This is a genomic window from Heliobacterium mobile (assembly GCF_009720735.1).
GTDB lineage: Bacteria > Bacillota > Desulfitobacteriia > Heliobacteriales > Heliobacteriaceae > Heliobacterium > Heliobacterium mobile.
In genome coordinates this window covers 16,709-42,075 of sequence record NZ_WNKU01000014.1, presented here as the reverse complement: position 1 = coordinate 42,075, position 25,367 = coordinate 16,709, and the positions used below count along the sequence as shown (strand labels likewise).

General features: G+C 51.7%; 21 protein-coding genes. All 21 read right to left on the bottom strand.

Annotation, left to right across the window (positions count from 1 at the left end; genetic code table 11):
- Window positions 1-393 precede the first annotated feature (393 nt).
- The 21 genes from alaS to GJ688_RS12105 all read right to left on the bottom strand — a co-directional run bounded on the left by alaS (window position 394) and on the right by GJ688_RS12105 (window position 25,356).
- Window positions 394-3,045: an alanine--tRNA ligase gene (gene alaS / locus GJ688_RS12205; RefSeq protein ID WP_155476828.1), complete on the bottom strand. Its 2,652-nt coding sequence runs from the start codon at window positions 3,043-3,045 to the stop codon at window positions 394-396.
- 200 nt (window positions 3,046-3,245) lie between these two features.
- Entirely contained in the window at window positions 3,246-4,268 is a 1,023-nt protein-coding gene (locus GJ688_RS12200) for an AI-2E family transporter (RefSeq protein ID WP_170291931.1), read from the bottom strand.
- 56 nt (window positions 4,269-4,324) lie between these two features.
- Complete coding sequence (locus GJ688_RS12195) at window positions 4,325-4,507, bottom strand: hypothetical protein (protein ID WP_155476878.1); 183 nt, start codon at window positions 4,505-4,507, stop codon at window positions 4,325-4,327.
- Window positions 4,508-4,527: 20 nt separating this feature from the next.
- On the bottom strand, window positions 4,528-5,016 hold the full coding sequence (locus GJ688_RS12190) for a PRC-barrel domain-containing protein (protein ID WP_170291930.1): 489 nt from the start codon (window positions 5,014-5,016) through the stop codon (window positions 4,528-4,530).
- 62 nt (window positions 5,017-5,078) lie between these two features.
- Complete coding sequence (gene mnmA / locus GJ688_RS12185) at window positions 5,079-6,209, bottom strand: tRNA 2-thiouridine(34) synthase MnmA (protein WP_155476825.1); 1,131 nt, start codon at window positions 6,207-6,209, stop codon at window positions 5,079-5,081.
- A 256-nt stretch (window positions 6,210-6,465) separates the two neighbouring features.
- On the bottom strand, window positions 6,466-6,840 hold the full coding sequence (nifU, locus tag GJ688_RS12180; RefSeq protein ID WP_155476824.1) for a Fe-S cluster assembly scaffold protein NifU: 375 nt from the start codon (window positions 6,838-6,840) through the stop codon (window positions 6,466-6,468).
- Window positions 6,822-8,009: a cysteine desulfurase NifS gene (gene nifS / locus GJ688_RS12175; RefSeq protein ID WP_155476823.1), complete on the bottom strand. Its 1,188-nt coding sequence runs from the start codon at window positions 8,007-8,009 to the stop codon at window positions 6,822-6,824. Before nifS ends, nifU begins: the two co-directional genes overlap by 19 nt.
- A gap of 84 nt (window positions 8,010-8,093) precedes the next feature.
- Window positions 8,094-8,546 (bottom strand): RrF2 family transcriptional regulator, encoded by a 453-nt coding sequence (locus GJ688_RS12170; protein WP_155476822.1) that lies wholly within the window; start codon window positions 8,544-8,546, stop codon window positions 8,094-8,096.
- Window positions 8,547-8,711: 165 nt separating this feature from the next.
- Entirely contained in the window at window positions 8,712-10,076 is a 1,365-nt protein-coding gene (locus GJ688_RS12165) for a deoxyribodipyrimidine photo-lyase (RefSeq protein ID WP_155476821.1), read from the bottom strand.
- A 280-nt stretch (window positions 10,077-10,356) separates the two neighbouring features.
- A complete protein-coding gene (locus tag GJ688_RS12160) occupies window positions 10,357-11,733 on the bottom strand; it encodes a putative DNA modification/repair radical SAM protein (protein WP_155476820.1) in 1,377 nt (458 codons plus the stop codon).
- Window positions 11,734-11,930: 197 nt separating this feature from the next.
- A complete protein-coding gene (locus GJ688_RS21355; RefSeq protein WP_155476819.1) occupies window positions 11,931-14,399 on the bottom strand; it encodes an EAL domain-containing protein in 2,469 nt (822 codons plus the stop codon).
- A gap of 183 nt (window positions 14,400-14,582) precedes the next feature.
- The gene (gene trxA, locus GJ688_RS12150; protein ID WP_155476818.1) at window positions 14,583-14,912 is read right to left on the bottom strand and encodes a thioredoxin; all 330 of its coding nucleotides are present in this window, start codon (window positions 14,910-14,912) and stop codon (window positions 14,583-14,585) included.
- 32 nt (window positions 14,913-14,944) lie between these two features.
- Window positions 14,945-15,217, bottom strand: a complete 273-nt coding sequence (locus tag GJ688_RS12145) for a metal-sensitive transcriptional regulator (RefSeq protein ID WP_155476817.1) — start codon at window positions 15,215-15,217, stop codon at window positions 14,945-14,947.
- A gap of 92 nt (window positions 15,218-15,309) precedes the next feature.
- On the bottom strand, window positions 15,310-16,083 hold the full coding sequence (locus GJ688_RS12140; protein ID WP_170291929.1) for a tRNA threonylcarbamoyladenosine dehydratase: 774 nt from the start codon (window positions 16,081-16,083) through the stop codon (window positions 15,310-15,312).
- A gap of 3 nt (window positions 16,084-16,086) precedes the next feature.
- Window positions 16,087-17,895, bottom strand: a complete 1,809-nt coding sequence (gene aspS / locus GJ688_RS12135; RefSeq protein ID WP_155476816.1) for an aspartate--tRNA ligase — start codon at window positions 17,893-17,895, stop codon at window positions 16,087-16,089.
- A 206-nt stretch (window positions 17,896-18,101) separates the two neighbouring features.
- Window positions 18,102-19,364 (bottom strand): histidine--tRNA ligase, encoded by a 1,263-nt coding sequence (gene hisS, locus GJ688_RS12130; protein ID WP_155476815.1) that lies wholly within the window; start codon window positions 19,362-19,364, stop codon window positions 18,102-18,104.
- Window positions 19,358-20,938 carry a coproporphyrinogen dehydrogenase HemZ gene (gene hemZ, locus GJ688_RS12125; RefSeq protein WP_155476814.1) on the bottom strand — a complete coding sequence of 527 codons (1,581 nt, stop codon included), beginning with the start codon at window positions 20,936-20,938 and terminating at the stop codon, window positions 19,358-19,360. The genes hisS and hemZ overlap by 7 nt, the downstream gene beginning before the upstream one ends.
- Before the next feature lie 32 nt (window positions 20,939-20,970).
- Window positions 20,971-21,594, bottom strand: a complete 624-nt coding sequence (locus GJ688_RS12120; protein ID WP_170291928.1) for an MBL fold metallo-hydrolase — start codon at window positions 21,592-21,594, stop codon at window positions 20,971-20,973.
- Window positions 21,591-22,043: a D-aminoacyl-tRNA deacylase gene (dtd, locus tag GJ688_RS12115; RefSeq protein WP_155476813.1), complete on the bottom strand. Its 453-nt coding sequence runs from the start codon at window positions 22,041-22,043 to the stop codon at window positions 21,591-21,593. Before dtd ends, GJ688_RS12120 begins: the two co-directional genes overlap by 4 nt.
- A gap of 10 nt (window positions 22,044-22,053) precedes the next feature.
- Window positions 22,054-24,258 carry a RelA/SpoT family protein gene (locus GJ688_RS12110; RefSeq protein WP_155476812.1) on the bottom strand — a complete coding sequence of 735 codons (2,205 nt, stop codon included), beginning with the start codon at window positions 24,256-24,258 and terminating at the stop codon, window positions 22,054-22,056.
- Window positions 24,259-24,453: 195 nt separating this feature from the next.
- Complete coding sequence (locus GJ688_RS12105) at window positions 24,454-25,356, bottom strand: cation diffusion facilitator family transporter (RefSeq protein WP_170291927.1); 903 nt, start codon at window positions 25,354-25,356, stop codon at window positions 24,454-24,456.
- Window positions 25,357-25,367: the final 11 nt, after the last annotated feature.

The following is a 25,367-nucleotide window of genomic DNA, read 5'->3' as shown; positions in this document are numbered from 1 at the left end:
CTAACGGACGGCAGAAAAAATCTCTTCCAGCCATATATTCTCCGCCAGTTTCTATTTTCCTCTGTCTTTGTGTAAAAAATACTTAGTCCGCCTAGTGTTTGTTCGTTGTCTTAATCAAGACCAGGCTAGAGTATAACATTGTGCTAAATGCATGGGGTCTGTTGGCTCCGGTCGCTAAGAGCTTCGCGGCTGCTCGTTTGTCTGCTGCGCTAGGGCGCCAAAACCTCTGGGCTTTTCTGCATGTGAACCTTGGCGCCCTTTACGCTTCGCAGACTTCGCTCGCTTACGCCGCTCCGCTCAAATCGCTCCCTCTGCCAACAGACCCCAAGCTTTGTTTCATGTTACTTTCTAAAGGTACACTGTTTTATCACTGATTAATTCACGTTTAACCGATTATTTAATTTGCGTTTTCAGTAGTTTCTTGGCCGCGTCCAGCGCCTCAGCCAGCTTGCTTGGATCCTTACCGCCGGCTTGGGCCATGTCAGGTCGGCCGCCGCCACCGCCGCCACAGGTTTTGGCGGCTTCTTTGATCAGGTTGCCCGCATGGACACCACGACCCACGATGTCCTTAGTTGCTGAGGCGACGAGATTGACTTTATCCCCTACGACAGATCCGAGGATAAGTACGCCAGAGCCCATCTTCTCTTTCAACAGGTCAGACATCTGGCGCAGGGCGTCCATATCAGGTGCTTGTACCTTCGCCGCCAACACTTGGACGCCGCTGATCTCTTCACGGTTGGCTAAGAGGTCTTCCACTTGGTATTTGGCGAGGCGAGCCAACAATTGTTCGATCTCCCGCTCTTTTTCCCGCACTTGTGACTGCAGCGTTTCTACGCGGTGTGCTACGTCAACGGGAGGAACTTTTAGCTTTTCGGCGAGTCCCCGGACGATTTCTTCTTGTTCATTCAGATAATCTAGGGCTGCTTCACCAGTGACCGCTTCCAGACGGCGAAGGCCGGCGCCGATGCCGCCTTCAGAGACGAGCTTGAACAAGCCGATCTGGGCTGTGTTCTGCAGGTGTGTACCCCCACAGAGTTCCATCGAATAGTCGCCCATACGAACGACCCGGACATGATCGCCATATTTTTCTCCAAAGAGCGCTGTTGCTCCCATGGCTTTCGCTTCATCGAGGGTCGCCTCAAAGACTTCGACCGGCAGAGAACGGAACACTTGCCGGTTTACAGACTCTTCGATCTGTTTCCATTCTTCCCGGGTCAAGGGGGTGAAATGGGAGAAGTCGAAGCGCAGTCGATCTCCGGTGACGAGTGAACCAGCCTGGTTGACGTGTTCACCAAGGACATCCTTTAATGCTCTATGCAAAAGATGGGTGGCGCTGTGATGACGAGCGATCGCTTGACGGCGCAATCCTGTCACTTCCGCCGTGACCGTTTCGCCTGCTTGAAATGTCCCCTCTTCCACAACCCCTACATGGACGAAGAGGCCGCCGGCCATTTTCTTTGTATCGTCAATGCGAATGATTGCTTTATCGGTGCGGATGTACCCGGTATCACCGATCTGACCGCCTGACTCCGCATAAAAAGGCGTTTCGGCTAAGACCACTTGCACAGCCGTTCCAACAGAAGCTTCCGCTACTTGTTCCGGTCCTGAGACAATAGCGAGAAGTTGGCTCTGTCCGCTTAACTGACCATAACCGGTGAAAGCGGTGGGGCCTAGTTTATTCAGCAGGTCTGCCCATATCTCCATTCCGGCGCCGTAAGACGTATCTTGCCGGGCTGCCCGCGCCCGCTCCCGCTGCGCTTCCATCGCGGCAGCGAAACCATCCTTGTCCACCGTCAGGCCGTTTTCTTCGGCGATATCTTCAGCCAAATCAAGAGGGAATCCATAGGTGTCGTAGAGCGTAAAGGCTTGACGGCCCGGCAGAACGCCGCCTCCATCCTCTTTGACCTTAGCGACTATGTCGGCGGCGATGCGCATGCCTTCATGGAGGGTCTCATGGAAACGTTCTTCTTCAATCTTGATGACTTTTTGAACAAAATCTTGCTTTTCCTTGATCTCTGGATAGGCTTCACCCATCAGCTCAACGACAACGGGGACGATTTGATACATGAACGGCTTTTCGATGCCGATCACTTTGCCGAAGCGGACCGCCCGGCGCAGGATCCGGCGAAGCACATATCCGCGGCCTTCATTGCCTGGCAGGACGCCATCAGTGATCAGAAAGGTGCAGGAACGAATATGGTCGGCGATGACGCGGAAAGGAAAGCCCCGGTCATCTCGGTGATATTCTTTACCGCTCAATTGTTCCACATAGGTGATGAGAGGACGGAGCAGATCCGTATCATAGTTGGAGGGCACATCTTGAAGCACAGAGGTGATCCGTTCTAAGCCCATACCCGTATCGATGGAGGGCTTGGGCAGCGGTGTCATGACTCCCTGCTCATCACGGTTAAACTGCATGAAGACCAGGTTCCAGATCTCCAGCCAGCGGTCACAGTCACATTTTCCGATGGCACACTCTTCAGCGCCGCAACGGAGGTGTTCACCGCGGTCGATGAGGATTTCCGAACAAGGTCCGCAGGGACCCGTATCCCCCATAGACCAGAAGTTGTCCTTTTCGCCGAGACGGATGATCCGCTCTTCCGGCACTCCGATCTCCTTTTTCCACAGTTCATGAGCTTCTTCGTCGTCAAGATAGATGGTCGCGTAGAGCTTATCTTTCGGCAGTTTGACCACATCGGTCAAAAACTCCCAAGCAAAACGAATGGCATCTTTTTTGAAATAATCGCCGAAAGAGAAGTTGCCCAGCATCTCGAAGAAGGTGTGGTGACGGGCCGTACGACCGACCGTATCCAGGTCGTTATGTTTGCCGCCGGCACGAACGCATTTTTGCGAGGTCGTGGCTCGGACGTAGGGACGCTTTTCATAGCCGAGGAACAGGTCTTTAAACTGGTTCATGCCGGCGTTGGTGAACAAAAGCGTCGGATCATTATGGGGAACCAAGGACGAACTGGCGACAACGGTATGTCCTTTTTGCTCGAAATACTCTAAAAACAGTTGCCGCACCCGGTTGCCGGTGAATTGCAAACCAAACGCCTCCTTAAATAAACAAAAAACCCCTCCCGGGTTCGATTGCTTCGTCGAACCTGGGACGAGTCTCGTCGCGGTACCTTTAGGGCTGGAACACGACTCGTCCGGTCGAAATCCTGTCGATATCTGTCCAACCTGTAATATAGCTTTTTTCCCGTTCCCCTGTCAAGTAAATCCACTCCACGAAAGCAAGGCTTTTACACAAAAACTTTTAAGAGAATATATCGCCCGATCACTCGCCCGACGGCCGTTAATGGCACTGCAAGCAGCATTCCCAATGTGCCGAAAAGATTCCCGCCGGCCAGGAGGACAAAGATGACCGTCAGGGGATGAAGCCCAATCGAATCTCCCAGTATTTTCGGAGAGAGCAGGTTCGATTCGATTTGCTGGATGAGGATCATGATCCCGACTGCCCAGAGGGCCAGTCGCGGCGATTCGAGGAGGCCCACCATGACTGCTGGAACCATGCCGATGATCGGTCCAAAATAGGGGATCAAATCCGCCACACCTGCGATGATGCCGATGAGCACACTGTATTCGAGACCGATCCACCAAAGACCGACTGTCGTCAGAGCACCGACGATAGCGGCCATGAGCAGGTTGCAACGGATGACCGCTTTAAGGACCCGGTTTACGTCTAAAGCGACGATCTGGACATGACTGCGCCATCGCTGGGGCAGCAGATGCAAGATGCCTTCACCGATCGATTCCCAGTCCCGAAGAAAATAGAAGGCCATCACCGGAATCAGAACAATATCGAGGGCGTTGGACAGCAAAGTCACGATGCTGTTCAATAGCCAGCGCACCGCTCTTAACAGCGTCTCTTCACCCTGAGCCAGGGTCTCTCCCCATACCTGTTGAATCGCCGGTGGAAACCCGGAAGAGATCAGGCTCTGTTGAATTCCATTGGCCGCTTTTTGTGCCTGTTCCACATAGCCAGGCAACTGAACGCTGAAACGATTGAGCTCACTGAGGATCAGCGGAAGCCCGTAGGCGATTATGGCTGCGAATCCACCGAAAACGACGACGAACAAAAGCAGGATAGCCCAAGTGCGGGGAATACCATGGCGCTCTAACCAGATCACACCGGGAAAGAGCAAATAAGCCAGCAAGGCGGCGACGAGGAAGGGCGTCAAAGTCTGACGAGTTAGATAAGCAAGAAGGAGGACGCAAAGCAGAAAACCGCTTACCGATAAGATGCGCCAACGGCCCTTCAACAAGGCCGCCACCACCTCCAGACGGAAAAAGCCCGGCATAGGCAGGCGGGCTTTTATGCTTATACGGTTGCCTGAGTGATCGGGTCGGAAAAGACTTCCGGTTCGATGGCCATCAAGGTACCATCTTCTGCTACTTCAAAGACTTCATTGCGTTCGTTGTACTCAATAAAGCAGTTCCAGCAGTAATACTGGTTCACCCCGACTTTGCCCACCTGCTTTCCGCCACAGACAGGACAGCCCATGGAAATCCCCCCATCTCCGCCTAGAGCGACCGCTGCCACGCGTCTTGCCAGTGTTCGGCAACGACGATGGTCTCGGGACTCCAGCGTAACACATCCGGCCATGGAAGTTGGATCCGTCCGGTCAATAAGTCCTGCATCAGACCATCTGTCACTTCGACTCCGGTCACATGACCTTGTGACGGATCGATGAGCAGGTCTCCGACCTGGCCGATCGACCGTCCCCCCTGTGTCATGACCGGACACCCGGCAAACCGGGAAATACAAAGTCCTTTTTCTGCCGTATCCTGGGAGGCTGCTTCCGGTTGAGCTTCTGTTCGGATTACATCCTGGTCCACTTGGACTTGGGACCAGGAAATCCGTGAAGTCCCTCCCTCTGCCTGAGCATCGATGAGAAGTTCCGTCACTCTTCCCTGTTCGGGATCGACAATCAGGTCGGCTACCCGTCCCAGCGTCTGACCCGATGCTGGGTGAACAAGCGGCAGATGGATGACGTCTCTTCCTTTCAGCATGCGGGCATCTCCCATAAGGTTGTTCGTAGAGCCTGCGTGGCGCACACTCTGGTCTTTGCTTACTATTTTTGACCTTTTTTCAGGGGCTTTATACTCGGTAAGGACAAATCCAGGTTTTCGAGGATCGTTCCACCGCCCACAATCCAATCTCCCTGATAAAAGACGACGGCTTGACCCGGTGTGATGGCACGCTGTTTCTCTTCGAACTCGACGATGACTTGATCACCTTCACCAACCGGTCGGATAATCGCCTTGGCCTTAAGAGCGCTGTAGCGAATCTTCGCCTGCACTTCCATGGGCGCCGTCAACCGGTTCACCTCGATCCAGTTCAGATCTCCGGCGAGCAACCGGCGGCTGAACACGTCTTCATCCCTGCCGATGATGACTGCATTGCGCGCTACGTCGAGGCCCACTACATAAGCCGGGTAGCCAAAAGCTTGTCCAAGGCCTTTGCGCTGGCCGACTGTATAGAAAGGCAATCCCTGATGGGTTCCGATGACGTTTCCGCTCGTATCGACGAAGGGCCCCGGGGCAAAGCTGTTCTCCGGGTACCGCTCCTGCAAGAAACGCCGGTAGTCATTGTCCGGGATAAAACAAATCTCCTGGCTGTCCGGTTTGGAAGCGACGGCCAGGTTGTATGCCCGGGCCATTTCACGGATTTCCGGTTTCGTAAATCCGCCTAAGGGAAACATGGTCCGGCTCAGTTGTTCCTGAGTCATATTGAAAAGGACATAAGATTGATCTTTTTTAGCATCCTTGGCCTGTCCGAGTCGGTACCGTTGTCGTTCGGCATCGTATTCGATCCGGGCATAGTGACCTGTAGCTACCTTGTCTGCGCCGAGGGCTAACGATTTTTGCAGCAGTCCTTCAAACTTGATGACCCGGTTACAGCGGATGCAGGGGTTGGGCGTTTGACCGGCCAGGTATTCCTGTCCGAAGTAGTTGATGACTTCCTCTTCAAAATAGTCGCGAAAGTTCATCACGTAATGGGGGATCCCCAAGGTGAAAGCGACCCGACGGGCGTCTTCCACTGCCGATAAGGAGCAACAGCCCCCTTCGGCACCTTCGGGCGCGTCTTTCGGCCAGATCTGCAGGGTCACCCCGATGACGTTATATCCTTTTTCGAGCAAAAGAGCGGCGGTCACAGATGAATCTACGCCGCCGCTCATGGCTACTACAACTGTCTCTGGCATTGTGAAGACCTCAATTCACTTGCAGTAAAAGTGTTAAATTGTGCTAAAGCGGGGGTGCATAGACTTCGCTCGCTAAGAGCTCCGCGGCTACTCGCTTGCCCACTACGCTAGTGCGCCAAACCTCTGGGCTGTTCTGCATGTGAACCATAGCGCCCTGGACGCTTCGTGGACTGCGCTCGCTTAACGCCGCTTCGCTCAAATCGCTCGCTCCGTCGATGCACCCCAAACTTTCCCTACTGCTAAGTAAGGTTTTTCTCTACTTCGCTTCCTGTTTCGCTTTATAATCTGCAATCGCCTTGTGCAAAGCGTCGGCAGCTAAGTTGCTGCAGTGCATTTTTTGCGGGGGCAGCCCGTCGAGGGCTTCGGCAACGGCTTCGTTGGTCAGTTTAAGAGCTTCGTCGATGCTTTTGCCGATGACCAGTTCGGTGCAGATAGAACTGGTCGCGATAGCAGCGCCGCAGCCAAAGGTTTTGAACTTGACGTCTTTAATAATATCGTCTTCCACGTCGATATAAATGCGCATGATGTCGCCACAGGTAGGGTTGCCCACTTCGCCTACGCCGCTGGGCTTTTCAATTTCCCCAACGTTGCGGGGATTCATAAAATGGTCCATTACTTTATCGGTGTACATGCTTGCGCCTCCTTGCGATCATATAGGGGTGACATGGCCCGGAGCCGTTCGATGATTTCCGGGACCACTTGTAAAACATAGTCGATGTCTGCTTCCGAATTGTCTCGTCCCAAGGTGAGCCGCAGCGAACCATGGGCGATTTCATGGGGGATGCCCATCGCCAGCAAAACATGGGACGGGTCGAGGGATCCTGAGGTGCAAGCCGAACCGGAAGAACCAGCGATGCCCTTCATGTCCAGCATGAGCAAGAGCGATTCACCTTCAATGTAACGAATTGATACATTAACATTGATGGGCAGGCGATCGGTGGGATGCCCGTTCAGCTTCACTTCTGGGATGGCGGTGAACCCTTCGATGAGGCGGTTGCGCAGTTTGGTCATGCGGCTGGTTTCTTCTGGCAGGTCACGGGTCATGATTTCGGCAGCTTTACCAAAGCCGACGATACCAGGGAGGTTTTCCGTTCCTGGGCGCCGTTTCCGTTCCTGTCCGCCTCCATGGGTGAGAGGAAACATCTTCGTCCCTTTGCGGATGTAAAGGCACCCGACACCTTTAGGTCCGTAAATTTTATGTGATGAGGCCGACAATAAATCCACGCCGAGTTCGTTTACGTCGACAGGAATTTTACCGGCCGTCTGGACGGCGTCTGTATGCATGATGGCGCCATGTTCTTTGACGATGCGGGTGATTTCCTTGATCGGTTGAATCGTGCCGACTTCGTTGTTGGCGTGCATGATAGTGACTAAGATCGTCTCTGGTCGCAGGGCCGCTTTCAGATCTTCGATCTTGACCATGCCATATTCATCGACCGGTAATACGGTGATCTCGAAGCCTTCTTTTTTCAACGCCAGGCAGGCATCCAAGACAGCATGGTGTTCTACTGCCGAGGTGATGATATGATTGCCTTTTTTGCGCATGGCACGGGCCACACCGAAGATGGCTAAATTGTCGGCTTCCGTACCACCGCTGGTAAAGATGATTTCCTCCGGCCGAGCGCCAATCAATTTGGCCACGTTCGACCGGGCATCTTCCAAGAGTTTTTTCGCTTCTCGGCCGAAGGAATGGACGCTGGACGGATTTCCAAAGTGATCCCGCATACAAGCGACCATCGCTTCAATGACTTCCGGATGTACGGGGGTAGTAGCCCCATGGTCCAAATAGACACGTCGCATTGGTTTTCTCTCCTCTGACGGCATTCGTTGTTGTAGACGGGTGAGAGCCTCTTCAAAGGCTCTTCGTGGAGTCTGGGAGCGGTTCTAGATGTGATACATGTAGTTGCCTTCGGCAAATCTCATTTTTTCCGCTTCCTTTACCATGTCGGCCAAGGTGATCCCGTCAATAACTTGCTCGATGGAATCGCGTACTTTGGCCCAGATCATCTTGGTTATACACTGATCGGCCCGAGCGCACCGTTCGGTCAATTCTTCGTTGACACAGTCTACAGGCGCTACAGGTCCCTCTAACACTCGAATGATATCTCCGACGGTGATGGCCGACGGTTCTTTCGACAGTATATATCCACCCTGCGCTCCCCGGATGCTGTTCACTAAACCAGCCTTTCGCAAACCGGCAATGATCTGTTCCAGGTAGTGCTCGGAGATATCCTGCCGCTCGGCGACCAACTTCAGGGATACCGGTCCTTGACCAAAATGCTGAGCCAAGTCAAACATGGCCCGCACACCATATTGTCCTTTGGTGGAGAGCTTCATCGCTTCACCTCACGGTCTGAAACGCTTGTGTTTGTCATAAATCCCTCTAATAAATCCTACTATTTTAATAGGATTTCTTGGGTCATAGTTTACCATAGCACTCGGGATTTGTCAAAGCCTTATCGCCTCTCCGAATAGACTTTTTTGGATTTAACGGAGATTAGCTTATAATTCCTCCACTTTTTGCACATAAGCCATGGCGTTGAACTTTCGACGCAGTCCGGCCGCGTTCATGTAACGAACCTTCCCAAAGATGGCCCTTTCCCCCCAGGGGCGATCGTGCTTCCCAAAACACCAGGCAACACCAGTGTATCCGTTAGGATCTCGTCCGTCTAAAGCGTATTTGTCGTTGAGATAGAGGGCGATCTGGAAGGCTTCTTCAGGGGAAGGGCTCCATTCCAAGATTTTTTTCCCCCAGTACATGCGCATATAGCCATGAATGATTCCACGTTTCCGTAGTTCTGTTTGGGCTGCGTTAAAAAAAGGATCGTCCGTTAGACCATTTTCTAATTCAGACAATCCATAGTTGAATTCTCTGCAATCGACACGATGGGTATACAAGGTCTGTCTTGCCCATTCCGGAAGAGCAGTGAACTCATCGTAGCGAAGGTTGTAATGGACAAAGTTGATACTCAATTCTCGGCGGACGATCAGCTCTTCCAGATAGGCGTCTACGCTGGCTCTTATGTTCGATTCTTGCACACGGAGGGCCATGTAGAGAGGTGAAATCTGGCCAAAATGCAGATAGGGACTTAAGGAAGAGACATATTCTAGGGATGGATCATTGCGCCGTTCCCCATAATGTTCCAACTTCGTGGCGATGAACCGATCGAGCAACCCCTTGGCGGCGCTTGCCCCTCCCTGCCAACATTTCAATCTCCCGACAGAACGGTCAATGTTCAACCGGGCCAGGGTACCTTCGATATCTTCCAAGTCAATCCGGTCGAAAAAAAGACATGCTTCAGCCAGGTCCGTCCGCGCTTTGACTATAGTTCGCATCTCCAGTGGGACCAAGTAATCCTGCAGCTGACGCTTAATTTTGGGGCGGAAGGTGGCTGCCGCATATTCTTCTTTCGGGGAAGCCGTCTCCACCGGTACAATTACATCCGATTCCACTTGAATGAGGGGACAAGCGATGTGGGATGCTGCAAATTGGCGCCATTTTTTTAAAATTCGTAAGTACCCCCGATCCACCACGACCAAAGATGCGTTGGAAGCCAATTGGACGACGCCGATTTCCGGCGAGATCTGCCGGGCGATCATGGCGATTCCCCGCTGACGCAGGCTGCTTTGAACTTCCTGCAAACCCTCTAACATGAACCCATAATGCCGTTCGTTAGCTCCGGGAAAAGAATCAGTGATACCAAAATAGACCAGCAGCGGCTGGTCCAAGCGGTTCGCCCTCTCGACGGCGTACTCAAGGGCATGATTGTATTCTGTTCGCTGCGATGCTTGCATCCAGTAGAGGACGTATTCGCCCTGTTGGATTTCGGCATTGTTTAGGTATTGGATTCGGGTGTTTTGAATCAAGCTGTTTCTCCTTCCGTGTACTAACCCGGGGTGCAATGACTCCGTTCGCTAAGGGCTACGCGGCTACTCGTTTGTCTGCTCCGCTAGGGCGCCAAACCTCTGGGCTTTTCTGCATGTAAACCGTGGCGCCCTTTACGCTCCGCAGACTTCGCTCGCTGACGCCGCTTCGCCCAAAACGCTCACTCCGTCAATACACCCCCAGGTTTACTATGACAAAACTTTTATAGCATTGCTTCTTCTTTCAGGTCATCAATGGCTTACCTCTGATTCAAGCTCCTGATTATATTTCTCCTGTAACTAAAGCGAGCTTATCCTCCATCGAAGGAAGTACGGGAACAAGCAACCCCTTTTGTGTCTCCGAAAAAACACCTGGCAAGGTAAGGGGAACTTGTGCCGGATCATTTGCTTCGGTAAAGAGAGACATTTGTTCCCATCCCGGAGTGAGGCCTTTGGGAGCTTGAGGGAGAATGAGTTGTTGGCGAAGGTTGGCGGCGTCGAGGCTGACTTGGCCGTAGTATTTGCCGTTACAAGTGATGAAGTAACGGGCTCGCTTCAGCACGATGCCCATTTTGGCCAGATGTTCAAACTCGATGCGGCGGACCCGCCGGGCGGCGACGATGCGGTTAGCCGATTTGACGCCGATACCGGGGACGCGAAGCAGCGTCTCGTAGTCGGCCCGGTTGATTTCAACGGGAAACGAGTGCAGGTTCCGAAGAGCCCAGCCTGTCTTAGGATCTACATCCAAGTCTAGATTGGGCTGAGAGCCATCGAGAATTTCCCCGGCAGTAAATCCGTAGAATCGGAGCAGCCAGTCAGCCTGATACAGGCGGTGCTCCCTGAGCAGCGGAGGCGCCGGGATCGCCGGTAATTTCGGATCTCGCATGACAGGGACGTAGGCGGAGTAGTAGACCCGTTTCAGTTGAAACTTCCGGTAAAGACCTTCGGCCAAATGGAAGATCTGCAGATCTGTTTCCGGAGTAGCTCCGACGATGAGCTGTGTCGTCTGGCCTGCTGGCACGAAGGTCGGCGTTCGCCGGAACTGGCGTCGTTCTTCCCGGTTTTCCACGATTTTCGAGGTGATCTGCCCCATCGGTTTTAAAATGTTTTCTCGTTTTTTCTGTGGGGCAAGTCGACGCAAACCCTCTGACGTAGGCAGTTCTATATTCACGCTTAGCCGATCGACGAGAGCTCCCGCCGCCTCGATCAACCGTCTGTCAGCACCTGGGATGGCTTTCAAGTGAATGTACCCATTGAAACGGTAGCGCTCCCGCAGGATGCGAACGGTTTGCACGAGTTGTTCCATAGTGCGGTCGGGGCTGTTGGAGATGGCAGAACTCAAGAACAATCCTTCGATATAGTTGCGACGGTAAAAGTTGATGGTGAGATCGGCCAGTTCTTCCGGCGTAAAGGACGCTCGAGGCACGTCGTTCGATACCCGGTTCACACAGAAGGAACAATCGTAGCAGCAATCATTGGTAAAAAGTAATTTTAACAGAGAAATACACCGGCCGTCATCAGACCAGCTATGACATATGCCTGACGATGCTGTATTCCCTAACTTCCCTTTCGCTTTTCCCCGATTGCTTCCGCTGGAAGAACAGGATACGTCATATTTCGCAGCAGCTGCTAAGATTTGCAACTTGTTACTCAGATCCATAGGGCTTTTCCCCTCTTCACTCGACGGAATTCCTTCTAATTAGAACATAGGTTCCAGTATTATCATAAACGATAGCACCTGGTTTTATCAATCAATGAATGAAGGCAGGACATGTTTTTTCACAACATGCCCTGCCCATCATAATCTGTTCATAGTGTTTTCATTTTTACGCACATTACAAACTTGTTTACCCGGTGCTACAAAGCGAGTGGACCTTTCTTAAACATTTGCCTAATCTCTGCAGCTGGGATGGGATCACTAAAATAATACCCCTGTAGTTCATCGCAGCCGACGGAGCGCAAGAAATCGGCCTGTTCCAGGGAACCTACGCCTTCGGCAGCGATTTTCATATGCAGGCTGTGGGCCAGGGCGGAAAAACCCTGAATCAATTCCCGGTGATGATGATTAGACACTAGGTCACAGACGAAGGAAGGATCGATCTTCAAGGTATCCACAGGGAGGCTTTGTAAGAGAGGAATCCGCGAACAGTTCTTTCCAAACTGCTCAATGACGATATTGACTCCGGCAACCTTTAACTGGTTAAGTATCGTTAGGGCCGACTCTTCGTACTGCAGCACTGTCTCCTCGCCGATCTCCAATTCCACTAAATAAGGTGGAATTCCCGTCTCCTGCAAGATATCGTTGACCATCGAATCTAACTGGGTGTACTGCATCTGCCTGCCGCATAGGTTGATCGCCAGTTTAACGGGGCCGTTCCCCTCATCCAGCCAAGCTTTCAACTGTTCACAAGCCGTACGCAAGCACCATTCTCCGATTGGAACGATTAAGCCGGAATCTTCGGCCAAACGCAAAAATTCTGTGGGAGAAACGATGCCGATATCAGGATGTTGCCACCGGATCAGCGCCTCGACGGCGACCGGCACATGGCTGTGAGCATCCACTTTCGGCTGATAATAAAGGACAAATTCATTTTGTTCCAACGCATGGCGGAGGCGGTTTTCCATAGCCAAACGTTCAAAGGCCCAGGCATTGAGAGCTGGTGTATATAGTTGATAATTGTTTCTACCTTGTTCTTTCGCCCGGTACATAGCCGCATCGGCATTCTTCATCAAGCTGTCCGCCTCTTCCCCATCGGTCGGAAAAACGGCGATCCCGATACTGGTGGTCGTGCAAAATTGTTGTCCTGAGAAGAGCCAAGGCTGGCGCAGAGATGACAAAATTTTTTGGGCCACTTTCGCCGCGTCTTCTACATTCCCGATCTGAGGCAGCAAGATGGTGAACTCATCGCCGCCTAACCGAGCGACCGTATCGCTTTCGCGGACCGAACTACGCAATCTCCGGGCTACCCCTTGAAGCAGTTGATCGCCGACGGCATGGCCAAACGTATCATTGATCACTTTAAACCGGTCCAAATCCAAAAACAGTACAGCCAACATGTGGTGGTTCCGTCCAGCATGAGCAAGGGCCTGTGTCAGCCGGTCGATGAATAGCAACCGGTTCGGCAGATCGGTCAAAGCATCATGGTAGGCTTGATGTTTGATTAAATCCTGAGCTTGTTTATGTTCGGTGATATCACTAAATACGGCCGCGTAATGGGTCGTCCGTCCTAAATCATCACAGATGGCACTGATCGTGAGCCAAGCGGCGTATAACTCACCGTTTTTCCTTCGGTTCCAGATCTCACCCTGCCAACGACCTGTTTTCAATAGCGATAACCACAATTGTTTATAAAATTCGGGATTGTGACGGCCCGATTGGAAGATGCTTGGTTTCTTTCCGTTCACTTCTTCGAAACTGTATCCGGTAGAAACGGTAAAGGCAGGGTTCACCGATTGAATTAATCCCTCATGATCGGTCACCAGGATACCTTCCGTGGTGTTTTCAAAGACGTTGGATGCCAACCGCAGCTGTTCCTCCACCTTTTTTCGTTCGCTGATGTCCTGAAAAACGGCTACGGCGCCACTGATTTTATCGTTAACAATCAGCGGTGTTGAAACCAGGGCTACGGGAAAGATAACACCGTCTTTGCGTGTAAAATAATCCTCATCGCTGCGATAGGTATTTCCTGAACGGGTTGTTCTCAATATAGGGCAATCTTCCGCTTGGATGATGCTTCCGTCGAAATGTTTACGGTGGATGATATCATGGATGTATTTACCGCACAGTTCCTGAAGGGTCCACCCGAGAATCCTCTCCCCTTCCGGGTTCAGAAAGGTCAGACGACCTTCCGCGTCGATCACATACAACCCTTCCCCCAGAGCTGATGCGATGGCTCTCAGTTGAGTTTCTCGATCGATTAGCGCTTGTTCCATCCGTTGAGCTTCGATCAATCGCCGAACACGCTGCCGAAGTACGGCCCAGTGGATCGGTTTGGTGATGTAATCGATAGCACCCGCCTGAAAAGCCTGTTCAACAGAGCTGTCGTCATCCAGTCCGGTGATCATCAGTACGGGAACCTTACCTCCTGGTCGGTCTTGGAGATGGGCCAAAGCCGTAAAACCGTCCATCTCAGGCATGACCACATCCATGAGGACCAACTCCGGCCGGTATTGGTCGTAGACAAGCAACGCTTCTTTTCCGTCTCCCGCCTCGATGACAGAGTAACCATCCCGCTCCAAGGCACGCCTCAAAACGAGTCTCATGGCCCGATCGTCGTCAGCCACAAGTATGAGCGGACTATTGGTTTTAATTTTGTTATTCCCCATACGTTTCCTTTCGTGTAAGACGCAAATGTAAACACGAACTCCGTTTATGGCTTACCTACATTATCTAAGCGATTCAGCAAACCTGTCAAGGACATGAGGAAGAAATGGAGAAATATTGATTACTCTTTAAACAATAAAAAACCGGGGACTATCCCCGGCCTGTAAAACGAATATATGTGCTAATTAAATATGCTTTTCCAATAATTTTACTAACTCAGCCTTGTTTTTGTAACCAATGGCTTTGTCAACAACCTGTCCATTCTTAAAAACCATCAGTGTGGGAATGGACATGATGCCGTATTCGGCAGCGATCTGGCGGTTTTCATCGACATTCAGCTTGCCTACAGCAGCTTTACCAGCCGTTTCAGCAGCTACTTCTTCGACGATAGGGGCAATCATTTTGCAAGGACCGCACCAAGCTGCCCAGAAGTCAACGAGGACAGGTTTTTCTGATTCAAGTACGGAAGACCGGAAGTTTTCATCACTGAGGACCAATACATTTTCACTTGCCATCGAATTCCATCTCCTTTTGAAACTTAACTCACCTATTTGGTGAATTTCGCAAGAACATCAACCAATTCTTCCAGAGCTTTTTCCTGGTCACTAGAGAGGGGGACATTCTGCAGGCATTTTCGGCTATGGTTCATTATGATCAGCGTACCTACACGATTAATAGCTGCTTTTGCCGCCGCGACTTGGACGAGCAAATCTAAGCAGGCCTTGTCATCGGCGATCATCTTCTGGATGCCTTTAATCTGGCCTTCAATTTTCTTGAGACGCCGGATTAAGGCTTCCTTCGAATGCGTGCAGTCCAGCATCACCACCCCCAGTCTAGATACCCATACCGGGTATGCAACTTAATTATAGCGGGGTATGTGACGGTTGTCAACGGACGGCAGCGACGGATAAATTAACCTTGTCGTTCCTTGTCGAGAATATCTCTAACGACGACGGAAGCTAGAATGAGGCCGGCCACCGAAGGCACAAAAGAGATGCTTCCCGGGATTTGACGCTTTTTTAGGCATGTGGCGCCGAACTCCGTTTCCGGATTGGGGCAAACACAGTTTTCGGCACAAGCTACTTCTCCCTGCGGGGGTAAGGGGGGTTCGGTGGAATAGACGACTTTAAGGTTATCGATTCCCAAACGACGCAATTCCTTGCGCATCACCTTGGCAAGGGGGTCCATCGATGTTTCAAAAATGTCGGCGACAGATAAACGGGTCGGATCGAGTTTATTCCCCGCTCCTAGTGCACTGACTACAGGCACGTTGACCGCCTTTGCTTTTTGAATGATAGTCAACTTGCCTTTGACCGTATCGATGGCATCGACGACGTAATCCAGGTCCGCTGTGATGATCTCTTCCCCTTCTTCGACTCCGTAAAAACGGCGGAAACAGTCAATTCGGGCCTTCGGGTTGATGTCTCGTACCCTGGCTGCCATGACTTCCACCTTTACTTCGCCCACGGTCGAGTGGAGGGCGTGAATCTGCCGGTTTATATTGGTCAAGCAAATGTCATCGTGATCGATGAGCACCAGATGACCGACGCCGCAACGAGCCAAGGCTTCCACTGTATAAGAACCGACGCCGCCAATGCCGAAGACGGCGACCTTGGCATTGGCTAACGCTTGAATTCCTCTTTCGCCGATGAGTAGTTCTGTTCGAGAAAAGACATGCTGTTTCACTGTTTATCCTTGTTTCTTCCCTGTTAGTTTTGCAGGGAGATCTAACTTGATGTGCAGTTCCTTCAATTGTTTCGGAGAGACTGTATTCGGTGCTCCGACCATGAGATCGGACGAAGACTGGGTTTTGGGGAAAGCGATGACGTCACGGATCGTGTCGCGACCCATCATGAGCATGATCATCCGGTCGAGCCCGAAGGCGATACCACCATGAGGTGGTGTGCCGTATTCAAAAGCTTCCAGCAGATAGCCGAATTTCTGGGTGGCTTCTTCCTGACTGAATCCAAGCAGCGAGAACATCTTCTCTTGAATATCCCGATGATAGATCCGCAGGGATCCACCTCCTAATTCTACCCCGTTCAGAACCAAATCATAAGCTTTGGCCCGGACTTTCGCAGGATCGCTATCGAGCAGCGACAAGTCTTCGTCTTTCGGAGAAGTAAAGGGATGGTGAATGGCCACATAGCGCTTCTCTTCCGCATCATATTCAAGCAGCGGGAAGTCTACAACCCATGCAAATTCGAGTTTTTCAGGGTCGATGAGGTTCAGCCGGCGTCCCAGTTCCAAACGCAAGTTGCCCAGAGCAGCAGCCACGACGGAGGGCTTGTCTGCCACGAACATGAGCAGATCACCTGTCTCCGCTTGCATCGTTTGCAACAGATCGGCAAACTGTTCATCCGTAAAGAATTTTGAGATGGGCGATTTAGGTCCTTCCGGTGTCATTTGAATATAGGCTAAACCTTTAGCACCGTAGATGGCCGTCAGTTTCGTCAATTCGTCGATTTCTTTCCGGGAGAAGTGGGCACAACCTTTGGCGTTGATCCCTTTGATTTGACCGCCGCCCTTGGCGACAGCTGCAAAGACTTTGAACTCTACATCCTTCACGACATCGGTGACATCGGTCAATTCGAGGCCAAAACGCAGATCCGGTTTGTCGGAACCATACCGTCCCATCGCTTCGCTGTAAGGAATGCGGCGGAAGGAAGCCGGGATTTCTTTACCCAGGGCTTCTCTGAATATGAAGGAGACCATTTTCTCCATCAGGGAAAGGATATCATCCATTTCGACAAAGGACATTTCAATATCTAATTGGGTAAATTCCGGTTGACGATCGGCCCGCAGATCTTCGTCACGGAAGCAGCGGACGATTTGGAAGTACCGCTCCATGCCGGAGACCATCAAAATCTGTTTATAAATTTGGGGCGATTGGGGCAGGGCAAAAAATTCTCCTGGATGAACCCGGCTGGGAACGAGGAAATCGCGGGCGCCTTCAGGGGTGGAGTTGATCAACATAGGAGTTTCGATTTCCAAAAAGCCGTTGCGGTCCAGGAAATCGCGCATGGCTTTGGCCGTCTTATGGCGGACGATGAGGTTGCGCTGCATTTCAGGCCGGCGCAGGTCTAAGTAACGGTATTTGAGACGAACCATCTCATCGACATCGACGTCATCTTCAATGTAGAAGGGTGGTGTTTTGGCCGCGTTCAAGATCAGCAGTTGCCGAGCGTATACCTCGACCTCACCGGTCGGAAGGTTGGCATTGACAGTGCCTTCCGGGCGGGCTTTTACATCGCCGGTGACAGCGAGGACATATTCGTTGCGAACGCTTTCCGCTTTTGTGAAGGCTTCTTGTCCCACTTCAGGGCTGAATACGACCTGAACGAGTCCGGAACGGTCCCGAAGGTCCACAAAAATCAGACCGCCGTGGTCCCGGCGGCGCTGGACCCAACCCATGAGGGTTACTTGAGATCCTGTGTTTTCTTTGCGCAATTCCCCGCACTGGTGGGAACGTTTCATTCCTAACATCATGTCAGCCATGGTGTGGTTACTTCGTCCTTTCTTTCTTTGGGAGTCTCAATGGCAATTCAAAAAGATGTTTTATCGTAATAATACCAGAAAAAAAGAATTTTTGCTAAGGCGGGGGGTGTATTGATCCCAGCAATTTGCAAATTCATCATCTTTCTCTCTATCTTTTTATAAAACAATAAAATTTTCATTGTCTAATAGAAATGATTAGTTTCTGCTTAAAAAAGCCCAGATAGGATTTCTGTAGCTTCCCCGAGAGGAATCTCTCTCTGCTCTCCTGTTCCCATCGTTCGGACGGTGATGACGCCCCGTTCCACTTCTCCTTGACCGACGATGACGACGTAGGGAGCGTGGAAGCGGTCAGCCGTTTTCATCTGTGCTTTCAGAGACCGTTCGAGGTAGTCCAGTTCGACAGAAAGGCCTTTTTTGCGCAGGGTCTGAGCGAGTCCGAAAGCGACGGGAGCTGTTCCTTCACCAGCCATGGCGATGAAGATGTTCCGTAGTTCCCGGCTGTCACTCTCCAAGAGGCCTTGGTTTTCCATGGTGAGCAGTACCCGCTCGAGGCCAAGGCCGAAGCCGATGCCTGGAACAGAGGGGCCGCCAAGGGTTTCGACTAAGTTATCGTAACGGCCGCCGCCGCCGATGGAGGACTGGGCGCCAATGTCGGTGGAGACGATTTCGAAAGCCGTTTTATTATAGTAATCCAGGCCGCGGACGAGCCGGTCATCTAAAGTGTATTCCACACCGGCTGCTTCCAACAGTTCTTTGACGGAAGCGAAGTGGTCGGCACATACGTCACAAAGGTACCCGACCGTCGTCGGTGCTCCCTGGGAGAGTTCCTGACAGCGTTCGTTTTTGCAGTCGAGGACCCGCATGGGATTGCGGTCCAACCGCTTCTGGCAGTCGCCGCAGAGTTCGGTGGCTTTCGGCTGCAAAAATTCTTGCAACGCTTGACGGTGGCCAGGGCGGCACTTGGGACAGCCGATGGAGTTGAGCAGAAGCTGCAGCTTTTTTAGCCCCAGCCGTTGGTAGAAGTCCATGGCCATGGCGATGACTTCCGCATCGACGCGAGGGCTCGCTGAGCCGAAGACTTCGATGCCGAACTGGTGAAACTGCCGCAAACGTCCCGCTTGGGGACGGCCAAAGCGAAACATGGGACCGATGTAGTAGACTTTTACCGGTAAGGGACCGGCATAGAGTTTATGTTCGAGAAGTGCCCGGACGGTGGGCGCTGTGCCTTCTGGCCGCAGCGTCAAATCACGGCCGCCCCGGTCTTGGAAATCATAGGTCTCTTTTTGGACGATATCGGTCGTTTCACCGACACCGCGATGGAAGACCTCGCTGTGCTCGAAGATGGGCGTGCGGATCTCTTCGTAACCGTATTCCCGGCAGATCTGGCGAATGGTGTCCTCTATCGTCTGCCAATGGCGGGACTGCCCGGGAAGAATATCTTTTGTCCCGCGCGGAGCGCTGGTCAGCATGTCTTTCCCTCCAGTTGTTCTGTTTTGCGCCGGATGATCTCCTGTATGCGCTCCACATAGTTCATCGGATCTTTCGGATTATGCCATGAATCCAACATGACGGCATCTTCAGGGCGGATGATTTTTGTAGCGGCACCTGCTCCGATACCCCAGATGGTTTGGCGTTCTTCCATGACTTGAATATTGTAAATGCACTCCGTTCCAGGTAGTGCATAGCCCACATTCTCCATATTGGCCAAGATGCGTTTTTGCCGGTACATGTAGTATGGAACCATCTCCAGCTTCCGGGCGGCTTCCTTGGTCACCTCAAGCATAGCGGCTACCTCTTCTTCCGGCGGCAGCACCCACTGGCCTTTTTCCGCCGTCAGCCGGGATGCCCGTTTGAAAGCCATCGTGTGTACTGTCACGTTCTCCGGTTGCAAGGCGGCGATTCTTTCCATCGTTTCAGTTACCGTCGCCGCAGTCTCTCCCGGCAGTCCGATGATCACGTCCATATTGATGATGGGAAAGCCCATTTTTTTCGCCAAGGCAACAGTCTTTTCGACCTCTTCCGGACGATGGCAACGGCCTATCCGTTCTAAAGTGGATGCGTTCATCGACTGTGGATTGATGCTCAAGCGGTTGACACCGCGTGCCAGCATGACTTCTAACTTCGTCTGATCGAGGGTATCTGGCCTTCCCGCTTCAACGGTAAACTCGATGGTTTCTCGGCTGCAAATGTGCTCCTGTACGTGTTGGAGGAGCCCCTCTAACATCTCAGGATTCAAGGATGTAGGCGTTCCACCGCCCACATAGATGTGCTCCACTTGCTGACCTGCCTGCGTCAAAGCCTTGCCCACTTGTTCTACTTCCAAGAGTAGCGACGACCAAAAGGGCTCTACCCATTTTTTATATTTTTTCAGTTCATAGCCGGGAAAGGAACAATAAAGGCACCGGGTCGGGCAAAAAGGGATACCGATATAGACGCCCACTCTATTCCGGTCCTCAGGGCCTTGATAAAAAAATGGCCGCTGCCGCTGGGCAATATCGATCAGCAGGCTTGTCTTATCGGGATGAACCGCATAGTCCCGAGTGAGCTCATGGGCTATAGTATCTAATGGAGCGTCCTTGTCCAACCGGCGGTGAACGATTTTTGTCGGTCGCACACCTGTGAGAATTCCCCATTGGTTGGTCAACTTACCGGTGTAATCTTCCAATGCCCGGAGCAAAGCCAGTTTCGATACCCGCCGCCGATCATTCTCCTCTTCTTCAGGAACCGTTAAATGGAGGTTGGCCTTTCCCTGACCGACTTTCCCATCTAGGTGAAAGGAGGCCTTGATCACCACTCCTGATGGTTCGCAGCGTTCTTCAAAGATCAGCCAAGCGGTCGCTTCACCGGTCTCTGGCTTATTCATAACGAAAGAGCCATCAGTGGACGGCTCGTCATTCGATTGGTTTTCGAAAAAACTGTTAAGCCTTGGCTCATTCGGTTCTAACTCATGCTCACAAACTTTCGCCTCGGGGAAAAAAAGCCAAAGGACCTCTTGCAAGGTCACCCCAAATCCCGGGGCTCTCCCCCGCAAGTAGACGTCCATCGATGACCCTCCCTTTCTTCGAGTAGCTCATTTTATGTCAAAAAAGGATTGCTCCGTTTCTCTTCACCGATGGTCGACGTAGGACCGTGACCGGAGTAGACGACTGTGTTATCAGCAAGACTGAGCAGTTTTGTATTAATGGACCTGATGATCTCCTCAAAGGAGCCACCGGGGAAATCGGTCCTGCCTATCGATCCGGCAAACAAGGTGTCGCCTGTAAAAACGACTCCTTCCCCTTTGAGACAGATACCACCGGCCGTATGGCCCGGTGTATGAAGCACTTCGAGGCGAATGGTGCTGCCGATTTCGATGATATCGCCTTCCTGTAAAAAGCGGTCCGGAGGCGGGCTGCTGATGGGAACTCCGATATACAGGGAAAGATTTTTCCCGGCTTCAACCAGCTTGGGGGCATCATTTTCGTGACACATCAAGGGTGCACCGGTAGCTTCCTTCAAAAAGCGGTTGGCGCCGATATGATCCCCATGACCATGGGTATTGATGATGGCGATGACCTTCGCTTTTTCCTCGTTAACCCGGTTAAGGATCCGTTCTCCCTCATCACCGGGGTCGATGATCACCGTTTCTTTTGTCTCTTCACAGATGACCAGATAACAGTTGGCTCCTAACATACCTGTTTCCATAGAACGAATGATCACGTCTCGCTGCCCCTTCCTTCCACCCACATGGTGACCGGTCCGTCATTGACGATTTCCACGACCATGTGAGCTTGAAACTGACCGGTGGCGACTGGTAACTTTAATGCGCGAAGATGGTTCACCACTTCATCGACCCGTACCCGTGCCACTTCAGGTGGTGCGGCCGTGGTAAAGCTCGGTCGCCGACCCTTTCGGCAATCGCCGTATAAGGTAAATTGGCTGACCACCAGCACTTCCCCGGCCCTATCGATGACAGAACAATTCATTTTTCCCCGGTCATCTTCAAAAATTCGCAGGTGGGCGATCTTGTCGGCAATATAGATGGCGTCCTCGCGAGTATCGCCATGACCCACGCCGACAAGTACAACCAGTCCGGGCCCGATCGCCCCGACTTCTTGCCCTTCGACAGTTACCCTGCCTCGCAACACACGCTGAATCAGTGCCCGCATGGTACTCTCCCTATCCTAACAGCGATTCCTTATCTGGTTTGGTGCTGGGTGTCAAGCGGCGAACCTCAAGCACGTCGCGCACCTTGCTGATTTTATCCATAATAAAGCGCAAGTGGCCCATATCACGAATTTCAACGACCATGTTGATCTGGGCCATCTTGTTTTTCGTGGCCCGGGAATAGATGGAATTGATCGACGTCTTTGTATCGGTCACAGCGATCATCACATCGGTCGTGAGCCCAACACGGTCAAGAGAAATGACTTCCAACTCCACTTGGTAGGTCGCATTCGATTGTGTATCCCAAGTCACTTCCACCATACGCTCTTTCTCTTCTGTGGACATGTGGACGATGTTCACACAGTCACTCCGATGGATCGATACACCTCGACCTTTGGTGATATATCCGAGAATATCGTCTCCCGGCAAGGGATTGCAGCAGCGCGAGAAACGGATCAGCACATTATCGACGCCACGGACCCGCACACCTTGCGACGGTTTGCCGAAGCCAGAAAAAGGTTTGACCTCCGGCGGAGGAGCAGCTTCTTCCTCGAACTTCTTTTCCTTTTTTAGTTCTTCCTTCAACCGGGAGATAATCTGGTTGGTCGTCAATGTACCGTCGCCGAGAGCGAAATAGATATCGTCGACGGTCTGGAAATTAAAGCGCTTGGAGATATCCATCAAACGGTCCGTCTTGAGGACTTCCGATGGTTCTAAGTTGAGTTTTTTCAACTCCCGTTCTAGGCTCTCTTTTCCCCGATCGACAAATTCTTCCCGTTTCTCCTTCTTAAACCATTGGCGGATTCGGTTCCGGGCGTTAGATGTTTTGACTACGTTCAGCCAGTCTCTCGAAGGACCAGGCGTCGACTTGGTCAAAATTTCGATGATTTCACCGTTCGACAGCTTATAGTCTATAGGAACAATCCGGCCGTTCACCTTGGCTCCCATACAGCGGTGACCCACATTGGAGTGAATTCGATAAGCAAAGTCGATCGGTGTCGAACCGGCAGGAAGTTCGATCACATCCCCCTTGGGGGTAAAGATAAAGACGGCATCGGAGAAAAACTCTATCTTCAGAGACTCCATAAAGGTTTGCGTATCTTTTTGTTCCGACTGCCACTCTTGCAACTGCCGGAGCCAAGCCAGTTTTTCTTCAAAGCCTGTTCCCTGGCTTTTGCCGCCCTCTTTATACTTCCAGTGGGCGGCAATCCCGTACTCGGCTGTACGATGCATTTCAAAGGTACGGATCTGTACTTCGAAAGGTTCGCCCATCGGTCCGACAAGGGTCGTATGGAGGGACTGGTACATGTTCGTCTTCGGTGTGGCGATATAATCTTTAAACCGCATGGGAATTGGCTTCCAGATCGTATGGATGATGCCTAAGGCGCCATAGCAATCCTTCACCGAGTCGACCAATACACGGACGGCGATCAGATCATAAATCTCAGAAAGGTCTTTTTTCTGGTTCGTCATCTTGCGATAGATGGAATAGAAATGCTTCGGCCGTCCTGATATGTCCGCTTTGACTCCAACCGCTTCGAGCTTTTCACTCAGTTCCCGGATGATATCGTTGATGCGTTCCTCCCGCTCGGCCCGCTTGGTGGCGATGCGCTGGACCAGATCATAGTAAGTCTCCGGCTCGAGATAGCGGAGGGATAAATCTTCCAGTTCCCACTTGATCCGGGAAATCCCCAGACGGTTAGCTAAGGGAGCAAAGAGTTCGATCGTTTCTTCGGCGATTTCCCGCTGTTTTTCGGGCTTTTGATGACGGAGAGTCCGCATATTGTGCAGCCGGTCCGCCAGTTTGATTAAGATGACACGAATATCTTTGGCCATCGCTAGGAACATTTTGCGCAAGCTTTCCACCTGCTGCTCCTGCTTTGACCGAACTTCCAACCGGCTCAGTTTCGTGACTCCGTCGACCAGCAAGGCCACTTCCGGACCAAATTCTTTTTCTAACTCTTCCAATGTGATCGGCGTATCCTCGACCACATCATGGAGTAAACCGGCAGCAATCGTCGCCATGTCCAGCTCTAGATCGGCCAAAATAAAGGCAACCGCCAAGGGATGGTAGATGTAGGGCTCCCCGGACTTGCGCAACTGACCGGTATGGGCGACATCGGCATATTGAAAGGCCCGGCGGACAAATTCCAGATCGGACTCCGCCTGTGTGTAACTTTGAACTCGTTTTAAAAGTTGTCCCAAGGTAACCTGCATCTTGTCACCTCCCCAAAAGGCTACGTAAAAACATATCTTTTTACTGAATTTAAGGCAAGTAAGTAATCTGATTTGTCAGCGTAGTGAGTATTAATCATTGTACCATAATTTTCTAAGGGGTATTCTTTTTTCATCGATTTGTTTCATAGGATTTCTCTGAATCTGGATTAAGAAAACCCCCGGTATACTCGGGGGTTATCGGTTCCCTCGATTATTGCCAAGTTTGCATTCACCGCACCGTTCGTTACAGGGCTCCTGGTGAATCAAGACAGAACTTTTTGGATAAAGTTCTTGGATCTCCTTCTCCACCGTATCGGAGATCTCATGAGTCTCTTCCACCGATTGTCGTTTGCAAAAGACCATATGCATATCGATATGCCGTTCTGCCCCAGACCGGCGCGTCCGTACTTCGTGCACATTTACATATTTAGCGGCATGCCGTTCGATTCGTTCTTGAATTTGCTCCTCTTCTTCTTCAGGAAGCCGTGAATCGAGCAAAGGCAGAAAAGCCTGATGCAGTAGATCCCAGGAAGCTTTCATGATCAGTAAGGCCACACCGATGGCGACCAGGGGATCGACGAGCCACCAACCGGTAACCTTCAGCAACAATAAACCAACGAGGACGCCCAGAGAGGTATAGACATCGGTTCGCAGATGCATCGCATCGGCTTTTAAAGCTACTGATTCAGTCTTTTTCGCCACAGCCATCAAACGAGAGGAAACGAAATAGTTCACCCCCGCTGATAGGGCCATGATCAAAGCACCCCAGCTCACCTCGGGTGCTGCACCGCCTACTTGCAGTTTATGAACGGCCTCCCAAATGATCCATAGGGCAGCAATAAAAATCAACAGAGCCTCAATGGTTCCTGCCACATTTTCAATTTTTCCATGGCCAAAATGATGGCTCTCATCGGCCGGCTTACTCGCTTCCCGCACACTAAAATACGCAATCAAGGCAGCCATCAAGTCCAGTCCCGAATGGATCCCTTCGGAGATCACACTGACAGAACCGATCAGCCAGCCGATTGCCACTTTGCCGATGACGAGTACCGTGTTGGAAGCCACCGATAATCTCGCCACCTGCAGCCGTTCATCCACTACCCAGTACC